At 37.0% G+C, this 16,069-nt stretch carries 17 protein-coding genes and 2 pseudogenes; all 19 read right to left on the bottom strand.

Features of this window, described 5'->3' with window-relative positions; translation table 11 throughout:
* Positions 1–4 precede the first annotated feature (4 nt).
* Entirely contained in the window at positions 5–2,113 is a 2,109-nt protein-coding gene (locus DLJ74_RS19390; RefSeq protein WP_109985721.1) for an SGNH/GDSL hydrolase family protein, read from the bottom strand.
* An 11-nt stretch (positions 2,114–2,124) separates the two neighbouring features.
* On the bottom strand, positions 2,125–2,958 hold the full coding sequence (locus DLJ74_RS19385) for a phage tail family protein (protein ID WP_109985720.1): 834 nt from the start codon (positions 2,956–2,958) through the stop codon (positions 2,125–2,127).
* A gap of 10 nt (positions 2,959–2,968) precedes the next feature.
* Positions 2,969–6,109 carry a tape measure protein gene (locus tag DLJ74_RS19380; protein ID WP_109985719.1) on the bottom strand — a complete coding sequence of 1,047 codons (3,141 nt, stop codon included), beginning with the start codon at positions 6,107–6,109 and terminating at the stop codon, positions 2,969–2,971.
* Between the two features lie 54 nt (positions 6,110–6,163).
* On the bottom strand, positions 6,164–6,280 hold the full coding sequence (locus DLJ74_RS21055; RefSeq protein ID WP_109985718.1) for a zinc finger domain-containing protein: 117 nt from the start codon (positions 6,278–6,280) through the stop codon (positions 6,164–6,166).
* A 33-nt stretch (positions 6,281–6,313) separates the two neighbouring features.
* The gene (locus tag DLJ74_RS19370) at positions 6,314–6,883 is read right to left on the bottom strand and encodes a Gp15 family bacteriophage protein (RefSeq protein ID WP_109985717.1); all 570 of its coding nucleotides are present in this window, start codon (positions 6,881–6,883) and stop codon (positions 6,314–6,316) included.
* Positions 6,884–6,893: 10 nt separating this feature from the next.
* Entirely contained in the window at positions 6,894–7,286 is a 393-nt protein-coding gene (locus tag DLJ74_RS19365) for a hypothetical protein (protein WP_109985716.1), read from the bottom strand.
* A gap of 42 nt (positions 7,287–7,328) precedes the next feature.
* Positions 7,329–7,565, bottom strand: a pseudogene (locus tag DLJ74_RS20580) (fibronectin type III domain-containing protein); the annotation flags it as partial.
* A 13-nt stretch (positions 7,566–7,578) separates the two neighbouring features.
* Entirely contained in the window at positions 7,579–8,022 is a 444-nt protein-coding gene (locus DLJ74_RS19355) for a phage tail tube protein (RefSeq protein WP_109985714.1), read from the bottom strand.
* Positions 8,022–8,423 (bottom strand): minor capsid protein, encoded by a 402-nt coding sequence (locus DLJ74_RS19350; RefSeq protein WP_109985713.1) that lies wholly within the window; start codon positions 8,421–8,423, stop codon positions 8,022–8,024. Before DLJ74_RS19350 ends, DLJ74_RS19355 begins: the two co-directional genes overlap by 1 nt.
* Positions 8,424–8,753 (bottom strand): minor capsid protein, encoded by a 330-nt coding sequence (locus DLJ74_RS19345; protein ID WP_109985712.1) that lies wholly within the window; start codon positions 8,751–8,753, stop codon positions 8,424–8,426.
* Positions 8,753–9,097, bottom strand: a complete 345-nt coding sequence (locus tag DLJ74_RS19340; protein ID WP_109985711.1) for a putative minor capsid protein — start codon at positions 9,095–9,097, stop codon at positions 8,753–8,755. The genes DLJ74_RS19345 and DLJ74_RS19340 overlap by 1 nt, the downstream gene beginning before the upstream one ends.
* Positions 9,097–9,495: a head-tail connector protein gene (locus tag DLJ74_RS19335; RefSeq protein WP_109985710.1), complete on the bottom strand. Its 399-nt coding sequence runs from the start codon at positions 9,493–9,495 to the stop codon at positions 9,097–9,099. The genes DLJ74_RS19340 and DLJ74_RS19335 overlap by 1 nt, the downstream gene beginning before the upstream one ends.
* Positions 9,496–9,549: 54 nt before the next feature.
* Positions 9,550–9,807: pseudogene (locus DLJ74_RS19330) on the bottom strand (fibronectin type III domain-containing protein); the annotation flags it as partial.
* A gap of 13 nt (positions 9,808–9,820) precedes the next feature.
* Positions 9,821–10,708, bottom strand: coding sequence for a phage capsid protein (locus DLJ74_RS19325; RefSeq protein WP_109985709.1), 888 nt, complete (start codon positions 10,706–10,708; stop codon positions 9,821–9,823).
* A 14-nt stretch (positions 10,709–10,722) separates the two neighbouring features.
* Positions 10,723–11,319: a hypothetical protein gene (locus DLJ74_RS19320; RefSeq protein WP_109985708.1), complete on the bottom strand. Its 597-nt coding sequence runs from the start codon at positions 11,317–11,319 to the stop codon at positions 10,723–10,725.
* A 137-nt stretch (positions 11,320–11,456) separates the two neighbouring features.
* Entirely contained in the window at positions 11,457–12,623 is a 1,167-nt protein-coding gene (locus tag DLJ74_RS19315; RefSeq protein ID WP_109985707.1) for a phage minor capsid protein, read from the bottom strand.
* Complete coding sequence (locus tag DLJ74_RS19310; protein ID WP_281269973.1) at positions 12,623–14,101, bottom strand: phage portal protein; 1,479 nt, start codon at positions 14,099–14,101, stop codon at positions 12,623–12,625. The genes DLJ74_RS19315 and DLJ74_RS19310 overlap by 1 nt, the downstream gene beginning before the upstream one ends.
* Before the next feature lie 57 nt (positions 14,102–14,158).
* On the bottom strand, positions 14,159–15,448 hold the full coding sequence (locus DLJ74_RS19305; protein WP_109985705.1) for a PBSX family phage terminase large subunit: 1,290 nt from the start codon (positions 15,446–15,448) through the stop codon (positions 14,159–14,161).
* Positions 15,432–15,932, bottom strand: a complete 501-nt coding sequence (locus tag DLJ74_RS19300) for a transposase (RefSeq protein WP_219987242.1) — start codon at positions 15,930–15,932, stop codon at positions 15,432–15,434. The genes DLJ74_RS19305 and DLJ74_RS19300 overlap by 17 nt, the downstream gene beginning before the upstream one ends.
* Between the last annotated feature and the right edge of the window lie 137 nt (positions 15,933–16,069).

The raw sequence follows: 16,069 nt of genomic DNA, 5'->3' as shown, positions 1-16,069 counted from the left end.
CTTATTATGAATCAAAAGACTTTAGCCAAAAGTATGTCGAATCCCCCATTTGATTATATCCATTTGTGTTAGGATGCACACCGTCAGCTATATTGTTTTCAGTGTCTATGTTATGATTCATCGGAACTAAATAAATATTTTGCGCTTCTTTATTCTTGAAATGCTCAATTATCCTTTCAATCCAAATTGCGTTATTTCGTTTATATCTCCATTGAGTTTGATTATTACCATAAGCATTGCCAAAAGCATCTTGTGAAGCATTTGGCGGTATTGTAATTGAAACCCCCACTCTAACATTTGGATCAAAGGTATGGATGCTTTGAATCAAAAAATCGTAACTTGTTAATATATTATCTATTTTAGTATCGACTTCTACGTCGCTAAAAGAATTGAAAGTATCATTAATCCCAAGAACAAACATTACATTATTCACAACAGAGTATCCTTGGTTACTCGCATAATAACTAAAATCAAAATCCATCACACTAGGATTGTAAAAAGGGTTAACGACACCATCGTACATATCATCTGTTCTATATCTTTCGACCGTCCACCCTCCCCGTCCTTCATGTAAATTAGGAGCGTCCCCTCTAGTTCCTAATAACGTCATTGTGACGGGATCATCAGCAAAATTGTCCAAAATCCTTTGAGTAAGACCACCTGCGTTAACTGTACTATCACCTATTACTAATAAATTTGTGCTTCCAGTACCTAAAGGCTCTTTAACTACTAAATTAACGGTAGTAGAAGCTAATACTTTGAAATCTTTATTCGCTGAAATAATCAAATTGGAATTACTCGGGTTTGTCGGCGTGTCCGTCCACTTCTTAGACATGTGTTTTCCTTCTGAACCTTCCACATTAAAATCTAATAAAGTATCTTTCACATTCACAATATTTTGGAAGTAAATATTATTTTCCATTCCAGTTACGCCATATATTGTAGGAGGAAGCAATACTTTTACTCTGTTATCACCACTCGAATTATTTATAAGTAGATTATCAATATAATATCCGAATGGCTCATAGGCAGTAACCGTTGTCCCCTCTTCTATCTGCAAATATTCCTCATCACCAGCGTTGAATGACACTTTTAGATATTTAGCGTTTTCTGGTGCATTAATTATATCTCCAGGATTCAAAAATTGGTTTCCGCTAATGTAATTATTACCACCATCGAAGAAAGCTAACATCCTAATGCTTATATTGGGAACGTAATTATTAAATTGTATTACTTCTATATCTTCTGATGTATTATATGATGCACTTTCCACCAGATTACCGTTTGTATAGTTAACATAGTATCCCTTAATAATATTTTCTTTATCAAAAATATTCTTACCCGGTTTCATGAATGAAGTTTTATGCGGATTGATTGCCCCGTCTGGTATATCGTCGCTTGTTATTTCTTGTTTTTCTACGTATCTCCTGTCAATTAATTTATAATATGGTTCGTACGGAAGTTCAACTGTTCCCGCATTTAGTTGTTGCGGTGACGACGGTAGATCACTATATGCCCAACTTAGTCGGATATATGATGTATTATCTGGTGTTGTAAAAACGTAATCAAATTTAGCATTTAAGTCGGGATCATAACCTATAACCGTTTTGTCAGAATCATAATACAATATTCGCCTTGCTTTTTTCACAAAGTAAGACTGCAATGAATTAGAAGAAATAAATGAAGAAGTAACCAATTCTTCATTAGCGATAAGAGTTCCATCTGTTCCTAAATAATATCCATCTATCCTAGTTTCATCATCATATAAATTAGAGCTTTTCTTTGTAAAAGCAATTTGGTTAATAGTTATACTATCTTCTGCAGGTACACTGTGTATAGGAGCATTACCAGCTATTTGTTGAAGAAGTTCGTCAGTTAAATATGTTTCATCAAACTTACCTTTGTTTTTATCAATATCATATACAGTTACTTCTCCTTTTTTTATCATCCCATTAATGATTTCGAGAAGTTCAGCATATTGTTCGACAGTCAATTGTCCTTCTGCCACTAGATCTTGAATTGTTTTACCTTGTGCTTCTACAGCTTTCCCCATTTCATTTAAAAGATTACGAAAATCTCTATCTATCAAGTTATCAAAATAGTATATACCCATACCTTAACACCTCACTTGTAATAAAATCTAAAATCAAAAGCCACTCTAGCACTTGTCGCCCCTGTTACTTCAAACTCATTCCATTCCGGCTCTAATTCGATATACTTTCTATTCGTCTTACGAAAAATAGCCAATCCATTGCGTGACATGTTCATTCTGTCAATAACAATGGTCTGGCTATTGGTTACTGCTTCATTTATGCGAAATACACTTCCATTGGTGATGTTTCTAAGTTGTAAATAAGATGTAGATCCTTGTACGTTATCTATCGTGATTTTTAATTCTTGCTGAAACGGATGGACAGCTACATTCCCTGCGTTATAAATGCGAAAGGATGTACCAGTGTGTGTATAGATTAAACTTTCATCATCGGCTATTAATCCCATGCCAAAGCCCCACAAGGCATCGTTCGCATCTATGCCATTGTTTTGTATGGTTTGTGATGTGCCGATGGATTCAGCGAAAGGCAAATAAGCGATCATATTGACATCGAATTTCCCCATCCTATTGGCTCTTTCTGGATCAAAAGAATCGGCTGTTTTCACTTTCCAACGCTTGACAGGATATCGACTATCAATGAAGTAAAAAGGCTCTTTCGTGCTGAATATGTTAAATACTTCATCCCTTAGCAATACATAGTCATCCAAATCAACCGCAAACATGGTAAAACGTCCTGTGATCGGTCTAGCATCGTAATCTGTTCCATAGTCTATCAATCCATCCCTACCATCTACTTGACCAGTATAATTTCTAGGTGGAGGGGATGAGACGATAATATCCCTTGTTCTTATGCCTAAATCTCTAAGGTTGTATGTTTCTCCACTTAATCGTTGTATAACGGTCATGCTTCCCCTCCTATCCCATATAATTCACTTGATCATTTACTGCATTCGCTGTGTTTACAGCTGTGGCCACTCTGTCACCATCAATATTAAAATCGAATTTTAAATACTTCGCCATCACTTGACCTAAGCGATCATAATTGATGTTATTCTGTGTTGGAGAATATCCCACTCCTGCAGGTGCGACACCAGACATATTAAGACTAGCACCTCTTAAGCGATTGGTTACGCCTATTTCGGCTTGCATGTCTCTGTTTAAGGAGTTTGCTAGGCTATCCACTGCATTTAATGCTGTCTTTTCGTTTCGTTCAATCCCCACTCCAATACCGGCAGGGATCCATTTCCCTACTTGATCTCTAAACACACGAGATGGGGAATTAATATCAAGCTTATCTTTCACCCATCCGACGATGTTGCCTGCGAATCCAGATACTTTACCACCAATCCATTTACCCATGCCTTTAATACCTGCCCATACACCTTCAATGATGGAGCTTCCGATTTCTCCCCAATCAACTTCTCCAAAGGCATCAAAAATAGCACTTACTATTTGTGGAATAGCAGCAACTAATTGAGGTATAGCATCGATCAAACCCTCGATAAGAGCAAGTAATACTTCTATACCAGCCTGTATAATTGTTGGCAAATTATCGATGATAGCTTCAAATAAAGCCATGATTAGTTTTAATCCTGCTTTGATTAATTCTGGCAAAATCCTTATAATCCCATCGATCAAAGCTAGTAAAATCTCAATACCAGCATTTAGAATCAATGGTAGATTATCAATGATTAAGTTGAGTAATGCCATCATAATTTGAATTCCTGCATCTAATAAAGCAGGTAGGATTGAAATAATTCCATCAATTAAGGCGGTTAAAATCTGAATACCGGCATTTAGAATGGCGGGCAAGTTTTCAATGATGATATCTATAATGGTTGTTATAAGTGTTATCGCTGTTTCGATTAACATCGGTAATGCTGTAATGATTGCGCTAATTAATGTGGTTAAAATCGTTATTCCGATTTCTATGATCATTGGCAACATTTGAGTGATTGCACTAATCAAAGTGGTTAGAATTTGAATTCCTGCTTCGATCAACATAGGTAAAGCCGTGACAATCGCTTCAAGTATAGTGGTTAGGATATTTACCCCTAAAGCAATTAATGTTGGTAAATTCTCTATAATCACTTGTACCAACATTAGAATGATGGACAATCCTGCTTCAATCAACATAGGCAACGCATTAGAAATACCATCTACAACCGTCGTGACAGCTTGCACACCAATTTCTGTTATCATCGGTAAATTGGCTACAACCGAATCTATGAAAGTAGTGAGTGCCTCTGTACCTACTTCAATAACTCCAGGTAAAGCATCTGACATTCCTTCAATTAAACCGACAATGATCTCTGTTCCTTTTTCAATGGAATTCGTGATCATAGTAGACAAATTATTGATATACTCTGTCGCCATATCAGCCATATTATTAATAGCTTGATCAAATTCCATCTCGCCTTTGAAAACCTTAATCATATCGGAAACGATGTTTGTCTTGGTCGCTAGGAAGGTCAAAGAACTTATTAACAATCCGACAGGGCCTGTTAAACCAACTAGGGCTATTACCACACTTGTAATCGGGCCGGATAAAGTTCTAAATACATCACCTAATGTGATTCCTGCATTCGCCACTTTATCAATACCATCTGAAATTAAATCGGCAAATCCAGAAAAAGAATCTTTTACACCATCGACAAATGGCTGTACAGCTTGGATTGCATCACTTAACTTTTGCATCGACTGATTGTATAAATCGATGGTTTTTGTTGTTAAATAAGCCCCGAATACACTGAACGAATCACTTAACCTATCAATAGCGCTTTTCGTCATTTCGATAGAAGCAACAAATAAACCACTCAATGCATTACCTATCGCAATAATAGAATTTCTAAATGTATCAGAAGTGTTCCATAGATAGATAAACATAGTCGCTAATCCTGCTATAACCCCAACAATGAAACCTATAGGATTGGCCATAATAGCAGTTTGCAAGGCTACAAATCCATACTGAACATAAAATAATGCTGTTCTTAATCCTAACAAAGCTCCACTCAAACTATTTACTAAGGTTGTTATGGCTAATGTCGCTTTAAATGCTAATAAACCAACCGTTACACTAGCAACTACCGCCCCTAGATCCCTAAACAAAGGAAATAACGGCTCTACGTTGTCGTATAGTCTTTGGATAAATTTAGCTGCTTTAGGTATTCCGTTAGCTATAGTGTTAAGCATTGATTCAAATCGTTTACCAGAATTATTTAAAATGTTCTCTATGCTTTTAAATGATGTTCCTGCTAACACTTTATCAATGGAAGTGATAACATTTGCTAAACCACGTTGTATAGCAGTTCCCATGTTAGTCCAAGCTGTGCGAATACCGCCACTTGCAGTTAATGCTCTATCTGCAAATCCATTCGTTGTATTACTTAATTCAATCAATTTGTTATTAAACTGATCAAATGTAACGTCGCCCTCTTTCAAAGCATCGTATAAATCGTTTTGCGCGGATGCTCCCGCAAATCCAAAAGCCTTAGCGACATCATTTAACGCAACTCCCATTGTTTCTTGGAGTGTTCGCCACGATTCGAGATCGGCTTCACCTCTTGATAGCATTTGTACATATTGTTGTAACCCTCTAGCCGAATCCTCTGAACTCGCACCACTTGCAAGGAATGCGTTATTTAAGGCTAATGTTGTATCTACAGCACCATCCAAATCACCTGTCATGGTTGCTATTTGTTGCGCTGTTTTGGTCACATCATCTAACTTAGTTGGTAATCCTTGAATCCCATCAGACAACTTATCAATCGCTTTTTGTGATTCCTCAGCAGAAAAGCCTATCTGTTGCATTACTTTAGGGAATGTATTCAAAGTGTCATATCTCGAAATAGCGCCATCTAGTGATCTAGTAAGCGTGTCTACTGCTCTAGCACCAACGGTAAATAAACCTAATGCAGTAACAATTTTGCCGATACTAGCTGCAGCACGTTTACTTGTGCTGATTATGCCACCAAGCTTTTTATCAACACTTTTAACGCCTTTACCGACTTGCTTATCGTCCAGTATGACATCTATTTCAACTCTTCCATCTGCCATGTATATATCTCACCCCCATACTTATAGATTTCTGTATAGGGGCTCTAAGGCTCTCTAGTTTTTGATTTTGTTAATCGTTTGGCATCTAGGGCATTTAATTTCACCAATGCCCTTTATTCTTCCAAGAAGTTTATTGCATTTTGTGCATCTTATTTCTTTTAAATCTTTCATGATATACCGCCTTTCAAGGCAATAAAAAAGAACCTAAATAGGCTCTGTCCCTTTCAATTTATAATGTTCTTGTAATTTCTTGATATTTTCACGTTGTTTTTGTGTCCCTTTTCCTGTTGGTAACTCCATTGTACGAATCTCGACTACCTCTTTAAACTTGGTATCTTTCCTTAATCCACCTAATAAGGCTTTGAATTTCTCCCAATGCAGCTTGCCTTGTTGTTCAAATAAATCTATACCATAATCTTGGTAAAATGATGCATAAATATATTCTGCATCTTCTTTTATAGAGAATGGATTCTTGTCTTTTTCGGTTATAGGCATCGGATTTCCTTCAATATCTACTGGTAAGTTTTCCTCTGCCCCTTTAGATATAAATCCTTTAAATACTTTCTCGAATATCTCGTATTGTGTTTGAAAATCACATAAGAAGCAAACACCTAACAACATTTCAATGCCGACTAATATCTGCGTAACGTCATCTAATTCTTTGTCATTAAGCATGTCGTATAATCGTAATATATTATCAAATGACATATCCACTTGGTAAGTGATGCCATCTATTTCAATCGTATCTTCTAATGGATAAGCCAAGTCAAACATGACTTACACCTTATTTCTTTTTCTTCTGTAAGTATTTCTTTGCTTTTTCTTGCGCAGATGGGTTATGACCTAGATTGCGAATTTCTTCTTCAATACCTTCTATGATTTGAACAAAATATTCCATTACTACAAATACAGATGGACTCATCTCATAAATTTTATCGAAAGAATCCTCACCTAATACTACTGAATAACCTCGTCTTAGAATGTCTTTAATTTGTTCCATCGCTTTTTCTTCATTGGATTTATCGATGTCTTTTAAGCCTTCTTCTAATTCTTTCTTTACTCCTTCTGCATTTTTGCGAAAATTCGCTAATGATTCATCGGTTACATCAAAATGAAAGGTTAAATCTCCTAATACGACTGGTATACTCGTCTGTTTCGTTTGAATTTTAATAGCCATGAATTACACTCCTTTATAATAAAAGAGGGCTTAGATGCCCTCTTATGCGGTTGTAGTAGCTTGTACAGTATTACTTGGATCTGATTCTGTTCCACCTTCCCCTAATGCAGTAACATAAAACTCGTATTGTGTAGATGCGGTTAATCCTGTTACTGAATAAGAATTAGTGGTTACTTGGTCGATTTCCACTCCATCTTGATAGATTTTGTAGCCGACAGCTTGGCTAACAGCATCCCACGCTAAATCTACTGTTGTTGCTGTTTCGTTGGATGCTACTAGGTTGTCGGGAGCATTAGGGAGTAGGAGGTGTTACGGTTGGTTTTTTATCCCATGCAATCGCACAACTGAATAATGGATACTCCGTTGCTTCACCGCCAGTTACTTTTGGTTCTGTAACGGTTGCTCTGCCTTCTAAGATGCTTCCGTCAGTTCTTTCTTGCTTGAACATAATTTTACGATTTTCCCCTGTTTCAAATTCTAGGGTAGCGATAAATGCCATTGCTGGATCATTAGCATCAAAGTTTCCTTCAAATGTGTAAACCTTAGCAACGCTTATAACATCAGTCTCCGGCGTACCATCTCCATCATAGTAGCCTGTTTCTTCCGATTCCTCGTTAGAATCATCAGTTACAGTAGAAATCCATTTTGCTAGTCTGTTGTATTCTGGTTCTGTTGATCCATCAGCTGGTATTGGTGCTACAAAATATTTCGTCAAGGCGTTCTTTTCTCTTGCCATTACGCTTCCACTCCTTCATAAATTGTGATTTTTGCCACGATGGACAATTCGTAAATAAAAAAGCCATTCTCGTCATACATCAAGAGAGATGGCAATGAGGTAGTGCTTATGCTTTCAAAGTCATAACTACCATTTGAACTAGGTAATTCATTTAGGTTTTCTAATGTTTGATAGATTTTCGTTAATGCATTGATGCAATTTTGTTGATTCTTACTTTTCGTGTTAATCTGCACGTTGTAATCCTTATCCCTCACACCATCAAAAAAGACTGTTTCTGATCCTCCTGGCATCGCCATAATAGAAATGCTCTCATCGTCTTCTAAAACACCTATAATGGAGTTTGTGTAAAGATTAAGGCTGTTGATTTGTTGGTTAAGTCTTACCATGAAATCTAATTCCATTTATCTCATCGCCCTTTTTGTAATGCGTTCCCATTGTCTACCATGAATAGATTTAGCTTTCTGATCCCATCTTGGGCCTGTTCCTGGTGTCGTGTAATTAGAGAATTGATTGTAGAATTGCCTTCTAGCATAAACAGAGTTATAGACAATCGCCTTCCCATCATTTGTTACGCTAGAATGGTTTCTAAGGTCACCAGACAGCATAGGAACGTATAAATTCATGTCCGCATGTACTTGATTGACTAATGCGTATTGCCCTCTCTTTGTCATCTGATTTACTCTAGGTTTAACCCCTTTTAAATCCTTTTCGACTGTTACATTAACCGCCATTAGATCACTTCCAACTCATAGTGTCGTATCTCATTGCGTTTAGGGAAGTAGCAAGGGATAATACGCTTTAACACATACTCTTTACCGTTGAATGTGATCTTGGATTCTTCCACAAATTCTGGTATAGGATTGCTGTTTTTGGCATCAACAAAAATAACCGCATTAGCAAGGATTTTCGTTTGTGTAGAATCCCTACTAAATACGGTTGAATCATCGAATCTAACATTATTAATCGGTACAGCATCCCAATAGATAGGATTACCCCAATCATCCTTATCTGGTGTCCATTTGGCATATTCTATCGAATGAATGAGCCATGATTTAGGTAAAGGTTTAACTGCCATTAGCAATGCACCTCTAATCCTCTATACAATAACCCTGTTGTACGTAAATACATGAATACATCGTTAGATACGATGTTTTTACTAGAGTTATCATTCCTCGAATCACTTCTACCATTCGACATCGTTGTTCGCCCTATAGACACGCTCTGTGGATCATTTATACCTTCTGATGTGGTTGATCCTACTTCGTAAAAAAATTCAATCTGACAAGCGACAGCCTTCTTAAACTTATCCCTCCGCCAAGGTATATCTGATTCTAAATCTTTGAATTGGTAATAATCATTTGTTAAATCGTCTAATACGTCACTAGCTTTGGGTAGCAGCTTGTCAAATTCTTCTTGTGTGATCGTATCACCTTTATAGACATTCGTATAAAAATCATAATCGATGTAAGGCATAGAAAACCTCCTTTTAATAACAGAGGAAGGTAATTAACCTCCCTTTGTTATAAATTAAGCACCTGCTGTAGTAGTTACAGGTAAAGGATCACTCAATGATGATTCATTACCATTCGTTGCAATGGCTTTAACTTGGTAACTGTATTCTGTTGATGCGGTTAAACCACTATCAGCAAATGAAGTTCCTACCCTTGTTCCAACAGATACACCATCTCGGAAAATTTCATAGTTAGCTATGGTGATTCCCTCTGGTTCCGTAACCGCATCCCACGTTAATGTTAGACTAGTGTCGGTTACATTAGATGCAGCTAGTCCAGAGGGCGCATTAGGGAGTAGCGATAGTTACTTTAGAAACAGCCAGTTTGTTATCGTCAAGAATGAACTCTCCTGCTTTCCCTGCACCTTGAAGCGCTACACCGTCAAAATCTTCTGATTCGATCGTACGTGCTGTATTGATACCAGTGAATGCTTTTGCTACATTCGGAACATAGATATAAGCTGCATCTCCTGTTTGAAATAAGCTAGCAGGTAATGGTTGGATCACGAAATCTTTAAACATTTGCACTTCGTTTTCGTCAATATCTACAGATGAATTCTTTTCAGTAGTGGATAACCCGCCATTTACGATAGCGTTATAAAGACTAGCGTTAACACGTGCTACTTTTGTCCCCACTACTTCGTTATCGAGATAGTGTGCGTATAATGCATCGAATAAAGCAGTTACATTCGCTTCTGTGTAGTCCGCCAATGTTTCTGTATTCCCGGCATTCGCTGAAATAAAAGCGCTGTGTTGTGCATTGAATTTCTTAATTTTAGCTTGCGCTTGAAGGTCTAAGCGATCTGCAATCGCTGCGTTAAAATCGTTGTTCACTGTATGACGGTCGATACCTTCGTGGTATACCCATTCCCAAGTGTAAGGAACTGGTGTATCTGTGTAGATAATTTCTGTTCTCTCTCCAAATCGAGTAGAGTTACCTGTTCCAGTACCAAATCCAACATTTGCCCCTTTGTTATATTCCGTTCCCACTACTACTGCAATGTCGGAAGTTTTAACGTGAAAAGCATTTTCATTATGTTGTACACCGTCTAATGCTTCGATATTCCCACCGAAGAAATCGCGAAAATAAGCTTGTGTACGAAATACTGCTTGTAATAACTCCTTAAATTCTAATTGATAACTACGTGCTGCTATTTTTTGGTTGTTTGTTGCCATTTTTCATTTCCCCTTTATTTTTGATATTTTGCTAGTTTGTCAGCGAATGGATCATTTTTTCCATTGCTAATCTTTTTGTGTTGCCCTAACGTAAAGCTAGGTTTCGGCTCTTCTTCCTCAACTCCGCCAGCGAAATGAGGGTATTTCTCAACGACTTGTTTAATAGCATCATCCATTGTCACATCATCATTCACTAGCCTTTCAGCTAATGCAACAACATCCTCGACTGAATCACTGTTCACCCCTTGTTTTAACGCACTTAATTGCGCTTCCAATGATTGATTTTTGCTAGTTAGTGATTCTTTTTCTTTGGACAACGCTTCAAACTGCTCCTGTTGCCTTTGCGCTTCTGTCTTTTGACTTTCTTGCCACTCCTTAAATTGCTTCATACCTTCCTTAGCATTTTCAAAATCTTCAATGCCAAGACCTTTAAGAATCTTTTCTTGCACTTTCTTTGTTTCTTTAGCGACAATGTTATTGACATCTTCTTGCTTAAATACTTTTTCCTCTACTGTTTCGGTAGTAGTATCCGTTATTTGTGTCTGATCTTGTCCTCCAGGTTGTTCATTGGTAGCCTGGTCTACTGTTTGGTTTGTATTTTGTTCTTCCATTGTTTAAATCCTCCCATTCGGGTAATTGTCCTTCTGTCTCTTTAACGCCTAACAGATAAAAGGCATAATAAATAAGCCTTTTAATGTCATTGCTTAGGACAAGTCATTATATGACCATCAAGATATAGGATCACCTCCTACGATACGATAACTCTTTCATTCTCATATCTCCTTGTGAGATTGTTTTCAGCAATGAATTGCCTTATCTTAGCTTGTCTTGCTCTTACAAGTCTTTTCTGCTTGTTTATGGTATCTTCATCACCCATAATTTCAGCTAATCTTAATGATCGCTTAGCTTTTTTGATCTGTCGTTCATAATAACGTTGTTTTTGTCGTAATTCTCGATTCTCCGTCATATCCTCTTGGCTGTATTGAGGTTGATTATTTGTGTTCAAACCCTCGATGAATGGATAAAACAAATGCCTGCAATTTATGCCCCTTAACCCTCCAGGACTACCATACCCAAACTCATAAACGCTAGGATAATCGGGATGACTGGAAGGATTGCTTAATGATGCCACTTTCCCTTGAATATGACTGCATATTTCTCTAGGATCGGGCAATGCACTAACTAATACTAAATCTACCCCATAATCTTGCATTCGAGATGTTCTTTGCTCGTTATAGGCTCGATTAACAGTAGATCGAATCACCGTATTAGCGTAATTTTCTAGATACCACGTATGACCACCACGATCAATAAACGATGTCTCTATGCCCTTATCAGCCCATTTGATCACCGTTTCAGATACAGCCTTGTTCACCGTCTTAGCACCACCTAAAACCTTACCTGTGGTTTCTTCTACGATTCTGCGGTACATATTTGTAACAGTACCTTCACCGAAATTAGTAGTGATCAATGTCTGATTGACAAAGTTGTCTAATTCTCTGAATGTTTGATTAACATAGGATGCCATTATTTCGTCTAAAAAGCTCGCTGTGGGCGTTTGTGGGATAATAGGAGGATTCATCCTATTATCGTTATAAATGCCCTGTATTTCCTTGTCTGTGCTTTCTATCGTGCCAACAACTGCTTCTTGGATCGCTTTTCTAATTTCTTTTTCTGCTACCCCTGTTGCTTTGGATAAAGATTTAATCGTTACATCATTCACTAATCGAAGCTGTTGCATCTTTTCTGCTTGCCACTGAAGTACATCTGCTCGTCCTAATTCTTTGCTTGTCCTAAGACGTTTCGCTATTTGTGTGAATATTTCTTCTTCCAATGCTTGATAAACATGCACCACTGGCTCTGTAAACATATCAAGATTATGCGGTGTAACACTTGGTCTTTTAGGTGGTTCCATTATTCCTCACTTCCAAACATGGTGGTAGACTGAATAATTTCATCCCTATCTGGCACGCTGTCAATTTGTTCTTGTTTAATTTCTTGTAACCACTTTTTCGCTTCATCTTCTGGTATGCCATAATAATCAGCAATGATCATATACTTAGGTTTTAATCCATTGGTTAATTCTACGACTACCTTCTCTAGTTCCGCTGCTTTATCCTCTACAATAGAATCGTCAAAAGCTACAGTGACTTCATAATCTTCTGTAAATGTATCAATTTCGTATAATTCAGCAATTTGCACGATAGAATCTACTAACTCATTCAATCCTGATTCAATGATAGTTTCGTGTGATTTCTTAGACTTAAATGTTTTAGATTGCTCAGATATAACCTCTGTTGCTGTTTTCATAGATTGGCCATCAAAAGTAAATGTTCCGGCTGAAAAACCTGTCTGCATGGCTAATATATTTAAATGTGCATTAATAGCGTTAATATGTTCTTCTTCCCTTAAATCAACGCTAATATCTTGTATTTTTCCATCTTCGGGCATGTTATATTTTAAAGCTTCGTATGTTTCATCGTTTGCATCGAAATAGCGATGTACTTCTTGTGTATTTGGATCGATAACCGTTTTTACCATTTGAGAAGGAATTAATATCCTTTTCTTTCCTAATCTAAACTCACGATGAAAACTATCAAACGCGGTATCCAACGCTTTTAGTGTGTCTAGCGCATTAGCAAATAAACTTATCCCTAATGGAGAAAGTGTGTCCTTGTTATTTGCTATATTAGGCTTGAAATAAACAAAGGAATTTGCCTTTTTACGTTTCGTTATAGGGAAGTCTGCATATTTAGTAATACCTGGGAAGAATTCTTCAAAACGAGAGGTAATATCTACCCCCAATTGACCTTGTGTATCACTAACATGCAAGGTGTGTTTGATAACAAGATAATCGATACCTTTTCTTTCTTCCCATAAATGCCATTCTAAGTGTGTATACCATTTGTTATCTTTCTTAAACTCATCCAAGAATACACCTTCATATATCCCTTGGTTGTTCCATGAAATAGGCAAGAAACAATCGGCTGTTGTAAAGGATAATACTAACTTCCCATCTTTTATATATGGTTTAATTACCATGCCACCCATAGCAAACTTATATTCAATGTAATCTTGGAAGTGCTTATTAAACTTATTTCTCCTGAATGCATCATCTATGAATTTCTTTAACTTGTCATCATCTATGTTAATCTCGCATTTTTCATTGAATACTAAGGATGCCATTTCCTCCGAAATTACTTTCGCCATTCCTAATGTAAGCATTCTTCTAGTTTTCGTACCTTCTCCAATTGTGTGATACTCCATATCGTGAATATTTTGGTAATATCCCTCATATAAAGCTTTCCACATATCAATATAGTTGTACATCTCTTCATTGATATTGATTTCTTTCAATTCTTTTAAATCTTTCATCCCTTTAATTAATCCCATCCTATACATCACCTCCCGAATCTTACTTATCAACCGTCTGAACATGCATTCACCACCTTACAGTACATAATGATGATAAAAATAATTAACGCTATAGCGAAATTCGTCCATAGCGTGGTTAAAATCATCTATTGGTTTTCCGTTATCATCTCGAACATACATTCCAACCTCTTTCACAAAGTCGTAATGATCGTATTTATTCGTCTCAATTAAAAAGAATTGATCGTTAGTAATAGCATTTTGTGATCGCTCTATACCAACCTCAATTCCTCCACCTTGTTTTTTTGCATCAGAAGCGTTATTGTCTGCTCTCGATGTTTGAACGCCTATCTTGTGTAATTCCTCTCTAAGTGACTTACAAGCAGGATCCACAAACACTTCTTGATAGCGCATTTGATATTTATCCACACACCATTGCATAAATTCTTTTATTTCCTTTGCATAGGTACTCATTGCTTTTGTTTGTCCTGTATCTTTACCAGAGTGATAAAAATTGGCCACTCGATTTAATCTAAATTTCGATTGTCCTTTTTCATCTGTGTATCTCGTGACGATATTACAGCTACAACTCGTTGCATCACTTTGACCACCATCAGCCACGAAATACATTTCATATGGTTTCCCTAGCAAAGAAGGAATTTGATGCTTTTCTGGGTTAAACATGCTGTAAATAACACCTTCTGGCATTACTCGCTTGCCATACCAGTCACGATCTAATAGATAAGGATTCTTTTTCAGTATGTCGTATATCTCTTGTTTCCGTTCTTCTGTGATGATCGGATTATCTTGTATCGTCCAGTGTGTCCACCGTGTATTTTGAACGTCGAATACATCACTAATTACAGGATGATTCGGAGCAGGTGGGTTTAAATCTGCTAGGAAATAACGATTCTTAGCTGCAAAGGTACGCCTAAAACATTCTTGAATGAAATCCATATGCAATAGGTTAATCTCACAAAACATAACAGAACCTAGCGACATACCAGTAATAGCACCAACGCTATTTACCTTCGCTCCACCCTTGTAATACACTCGTTTTAATCCTTTTGGGGTATGGACTTCTAAATGATCTCCATGCTCATCATGTTTGATCTTTGAATAGCCATTAAATATATGCATTAATCCAGTACCGTCACCATCGATGAATAGCCGGAATGCTTGCTCTTGGTTATAAGCACTAACTAAGTGGTTTTGATCTTCTGCATTGATAAGGTAATCAGCATATCGGAAATGAGCACCAGTCGTCTTACCCGATCTAGGTGTACCTTCAAATACATCGAAAGTATAATCATAAGGCCTGTAAATACATTCTAGTTGTTTATCACTGAATTTAATTTCCTTTGTCATATTGCTTTCTTCCTTCGATTAATGCTTTCATTAGCGATGTATCGATGTCTGTACCTTTGATCAGCTTTGTTTTCTCTTTCGTTAATTCGATATCAGCCTTAATCTTATCGATGTCCACTTTTTCTTTATTGCGCCATGTATTTGGTTTTCTATTCTTTAACCAAAAAATAGCTGCTGTAACATCTGGTTTCTCGTACCTTGTTACTTGTACGACTTCACCAGTAGCAGCAACTAATTCTTCTTCATAATGAAATCCTAATGCTCTTTTTAACAATGCATTCTCTACTTGAATATCGACTACTTCTTTACCCTTTTTTAAGACGTCCGAAAACTCCGCATACTTTTTCTTCCATTCATAAAAGGTACTAGTAGTAATCCCGATATTTTTTGCTATTTGTTCATCAGTCAAGCCATCTCTAGCCCAACCTTCTAATCGCAATAATCCTTCTTCTGTTAGCCACTCTTTATATTTTCCCTTTGCCATGTCACATCAGCCCCGCCTCCTATTAATCTAACGTCTCACTCCATCATTACAGAGCAGGAACCTCATGTTCCTCATGTGTTGCTCTGTAATCAAGGAATAAGACACCCTATTGGATGCCTTATTAGTGCGTTTATGTT

Source organism: Gracilibacillus dipsosauri (assembly GCF_003176895.1).
Classification (GTDB): Bacteria; Bacillota; Bacilli; order Bacillales; family Amphibacillaceae; genus Gracilibacillus; species Gracilibacillus dipsosauri.
This window is presented reverse-complemented; position numbering and strand designations above follow the sequence as displayed.

Bases quoted from the DNA above. Each gene is read 5' to 3' on its own strand.
- DLJ74_RS19370 (WP_109985717.1), bottom strand. From the start codon at position 6,883: ATGTTTGACTTGGCTTATCCATTAGAAGATACGATTGAAATAGATGGC.
- DLJ74_RS19305 (WP_109985705.1), bottom strand. From the start codon at position 15,448: ATGACAAAGGAAATTAAATTCAGTGATAAACAACTAGAATGTATTTAC.
- DLJ74_RS19320 (WP_109985708.1), bottom strand. From the start codon at position 11,319: ATGGAAGAACAAAATACAAACCAAACAGTAGACCAGGCTACCAATGAA.
- DLJ74_RS19350 (WP_109985713.1), bottom strand. From the start codon at position 8,423: ATGGAATTAGATTTCATGGTAAGACTTAACCAACAAATCAACAGCCTT.
- DLJ74_RS19380 (WP_109985719.1), bottom strand. From the start codon at position 6,109: ATGGCAGATGGAAGAGTTGAAATAGATGTCATACTGGACGATAAGCAA.
- DLJ74_RS19340 (WP_109985711.1), bottom strand. From the start codon at position 9,097: ATGGCAGTTAAACCTTTACCTAAATCATGGCTCATTCATTCGATAGAA.
- DLJ74_RS19335 (WP_109985710.1), bottom strand. From the start codon at position 9,495: ATGCCTTACATCGATTATGATTTTTATACGAATGTCTATAAAGGTGAT.
- DLJ74_RS19365 (WP_109985716.1), bottom strand. From the start codon at position 7,286: ATGGCTATTAAAATTCAAACGAAACAGACGAGTATACCAGTCGTATTA.
- DLJ74_RS19300 (WP_219987242.1), bottom strand. From the start codon at position 15,932: ATGGCAAAGGGAAAATATAAAGAGTGGCTAACAGAAGAAGGATTATTG.
- DLJ74_RS19325 (WP_109985709.1), bottom strand. From the start codon at position 10,708: ATGGCAACAAACAACCAAAAAATAGCAGCACGTAGTTATCAATTAGAA.
- DLJ74_RS19355 (WP_109985714.1), bottom strand. From the start codon at position 8,022: ATGGCAAGAGAAAAGAACGCCTTGACGAAATATTTTGTAGCACCAATA.
- DLJ74_RS19385 (WP_109985720.1), bottom strand. From the start codon at position 2,958: ATGACCGTTATACAACGATTAAGTGGAGAAACATACAACCTTAGAGAT.
- DLJ74_RS19315 (WP_109985707.1), bottom strand. From the start codon at position 12,623: ATGGAACCACCTAAAAGACCAAGTGTTACACCGCATAATCTTGATATG.
- DLJ74_RS21055 (WP_109985718.1), bottom strand. From the start codon at position 6,280: ATGAAAGATTTAAAAGAAATAAGATGCACAAAATGCAATAAACTTCTT.
- DLJ74_RS19310 (WP_281269973.1), bottom strand. From the start codon at position 14,101: ATGGGATTAATTAAAGGGATGAAAGATTTAAAAGAATTGAAAGAAATC.
- DLJ74_RS19345 (WP_109985712.1), bottom strand. From the start codon at position 8,753: ATGGCGGTTAATGTAACAGTCGAAAAGGATTTAAAAGGGGTTAAACCT.
- DLJ74_RS19390 (WP_109985721.1), bottom strand. From the start codon at position 2,113: ATGGGTATATACTATTTTGATAACTTGATAGATAGAGATTTTCGTAAT.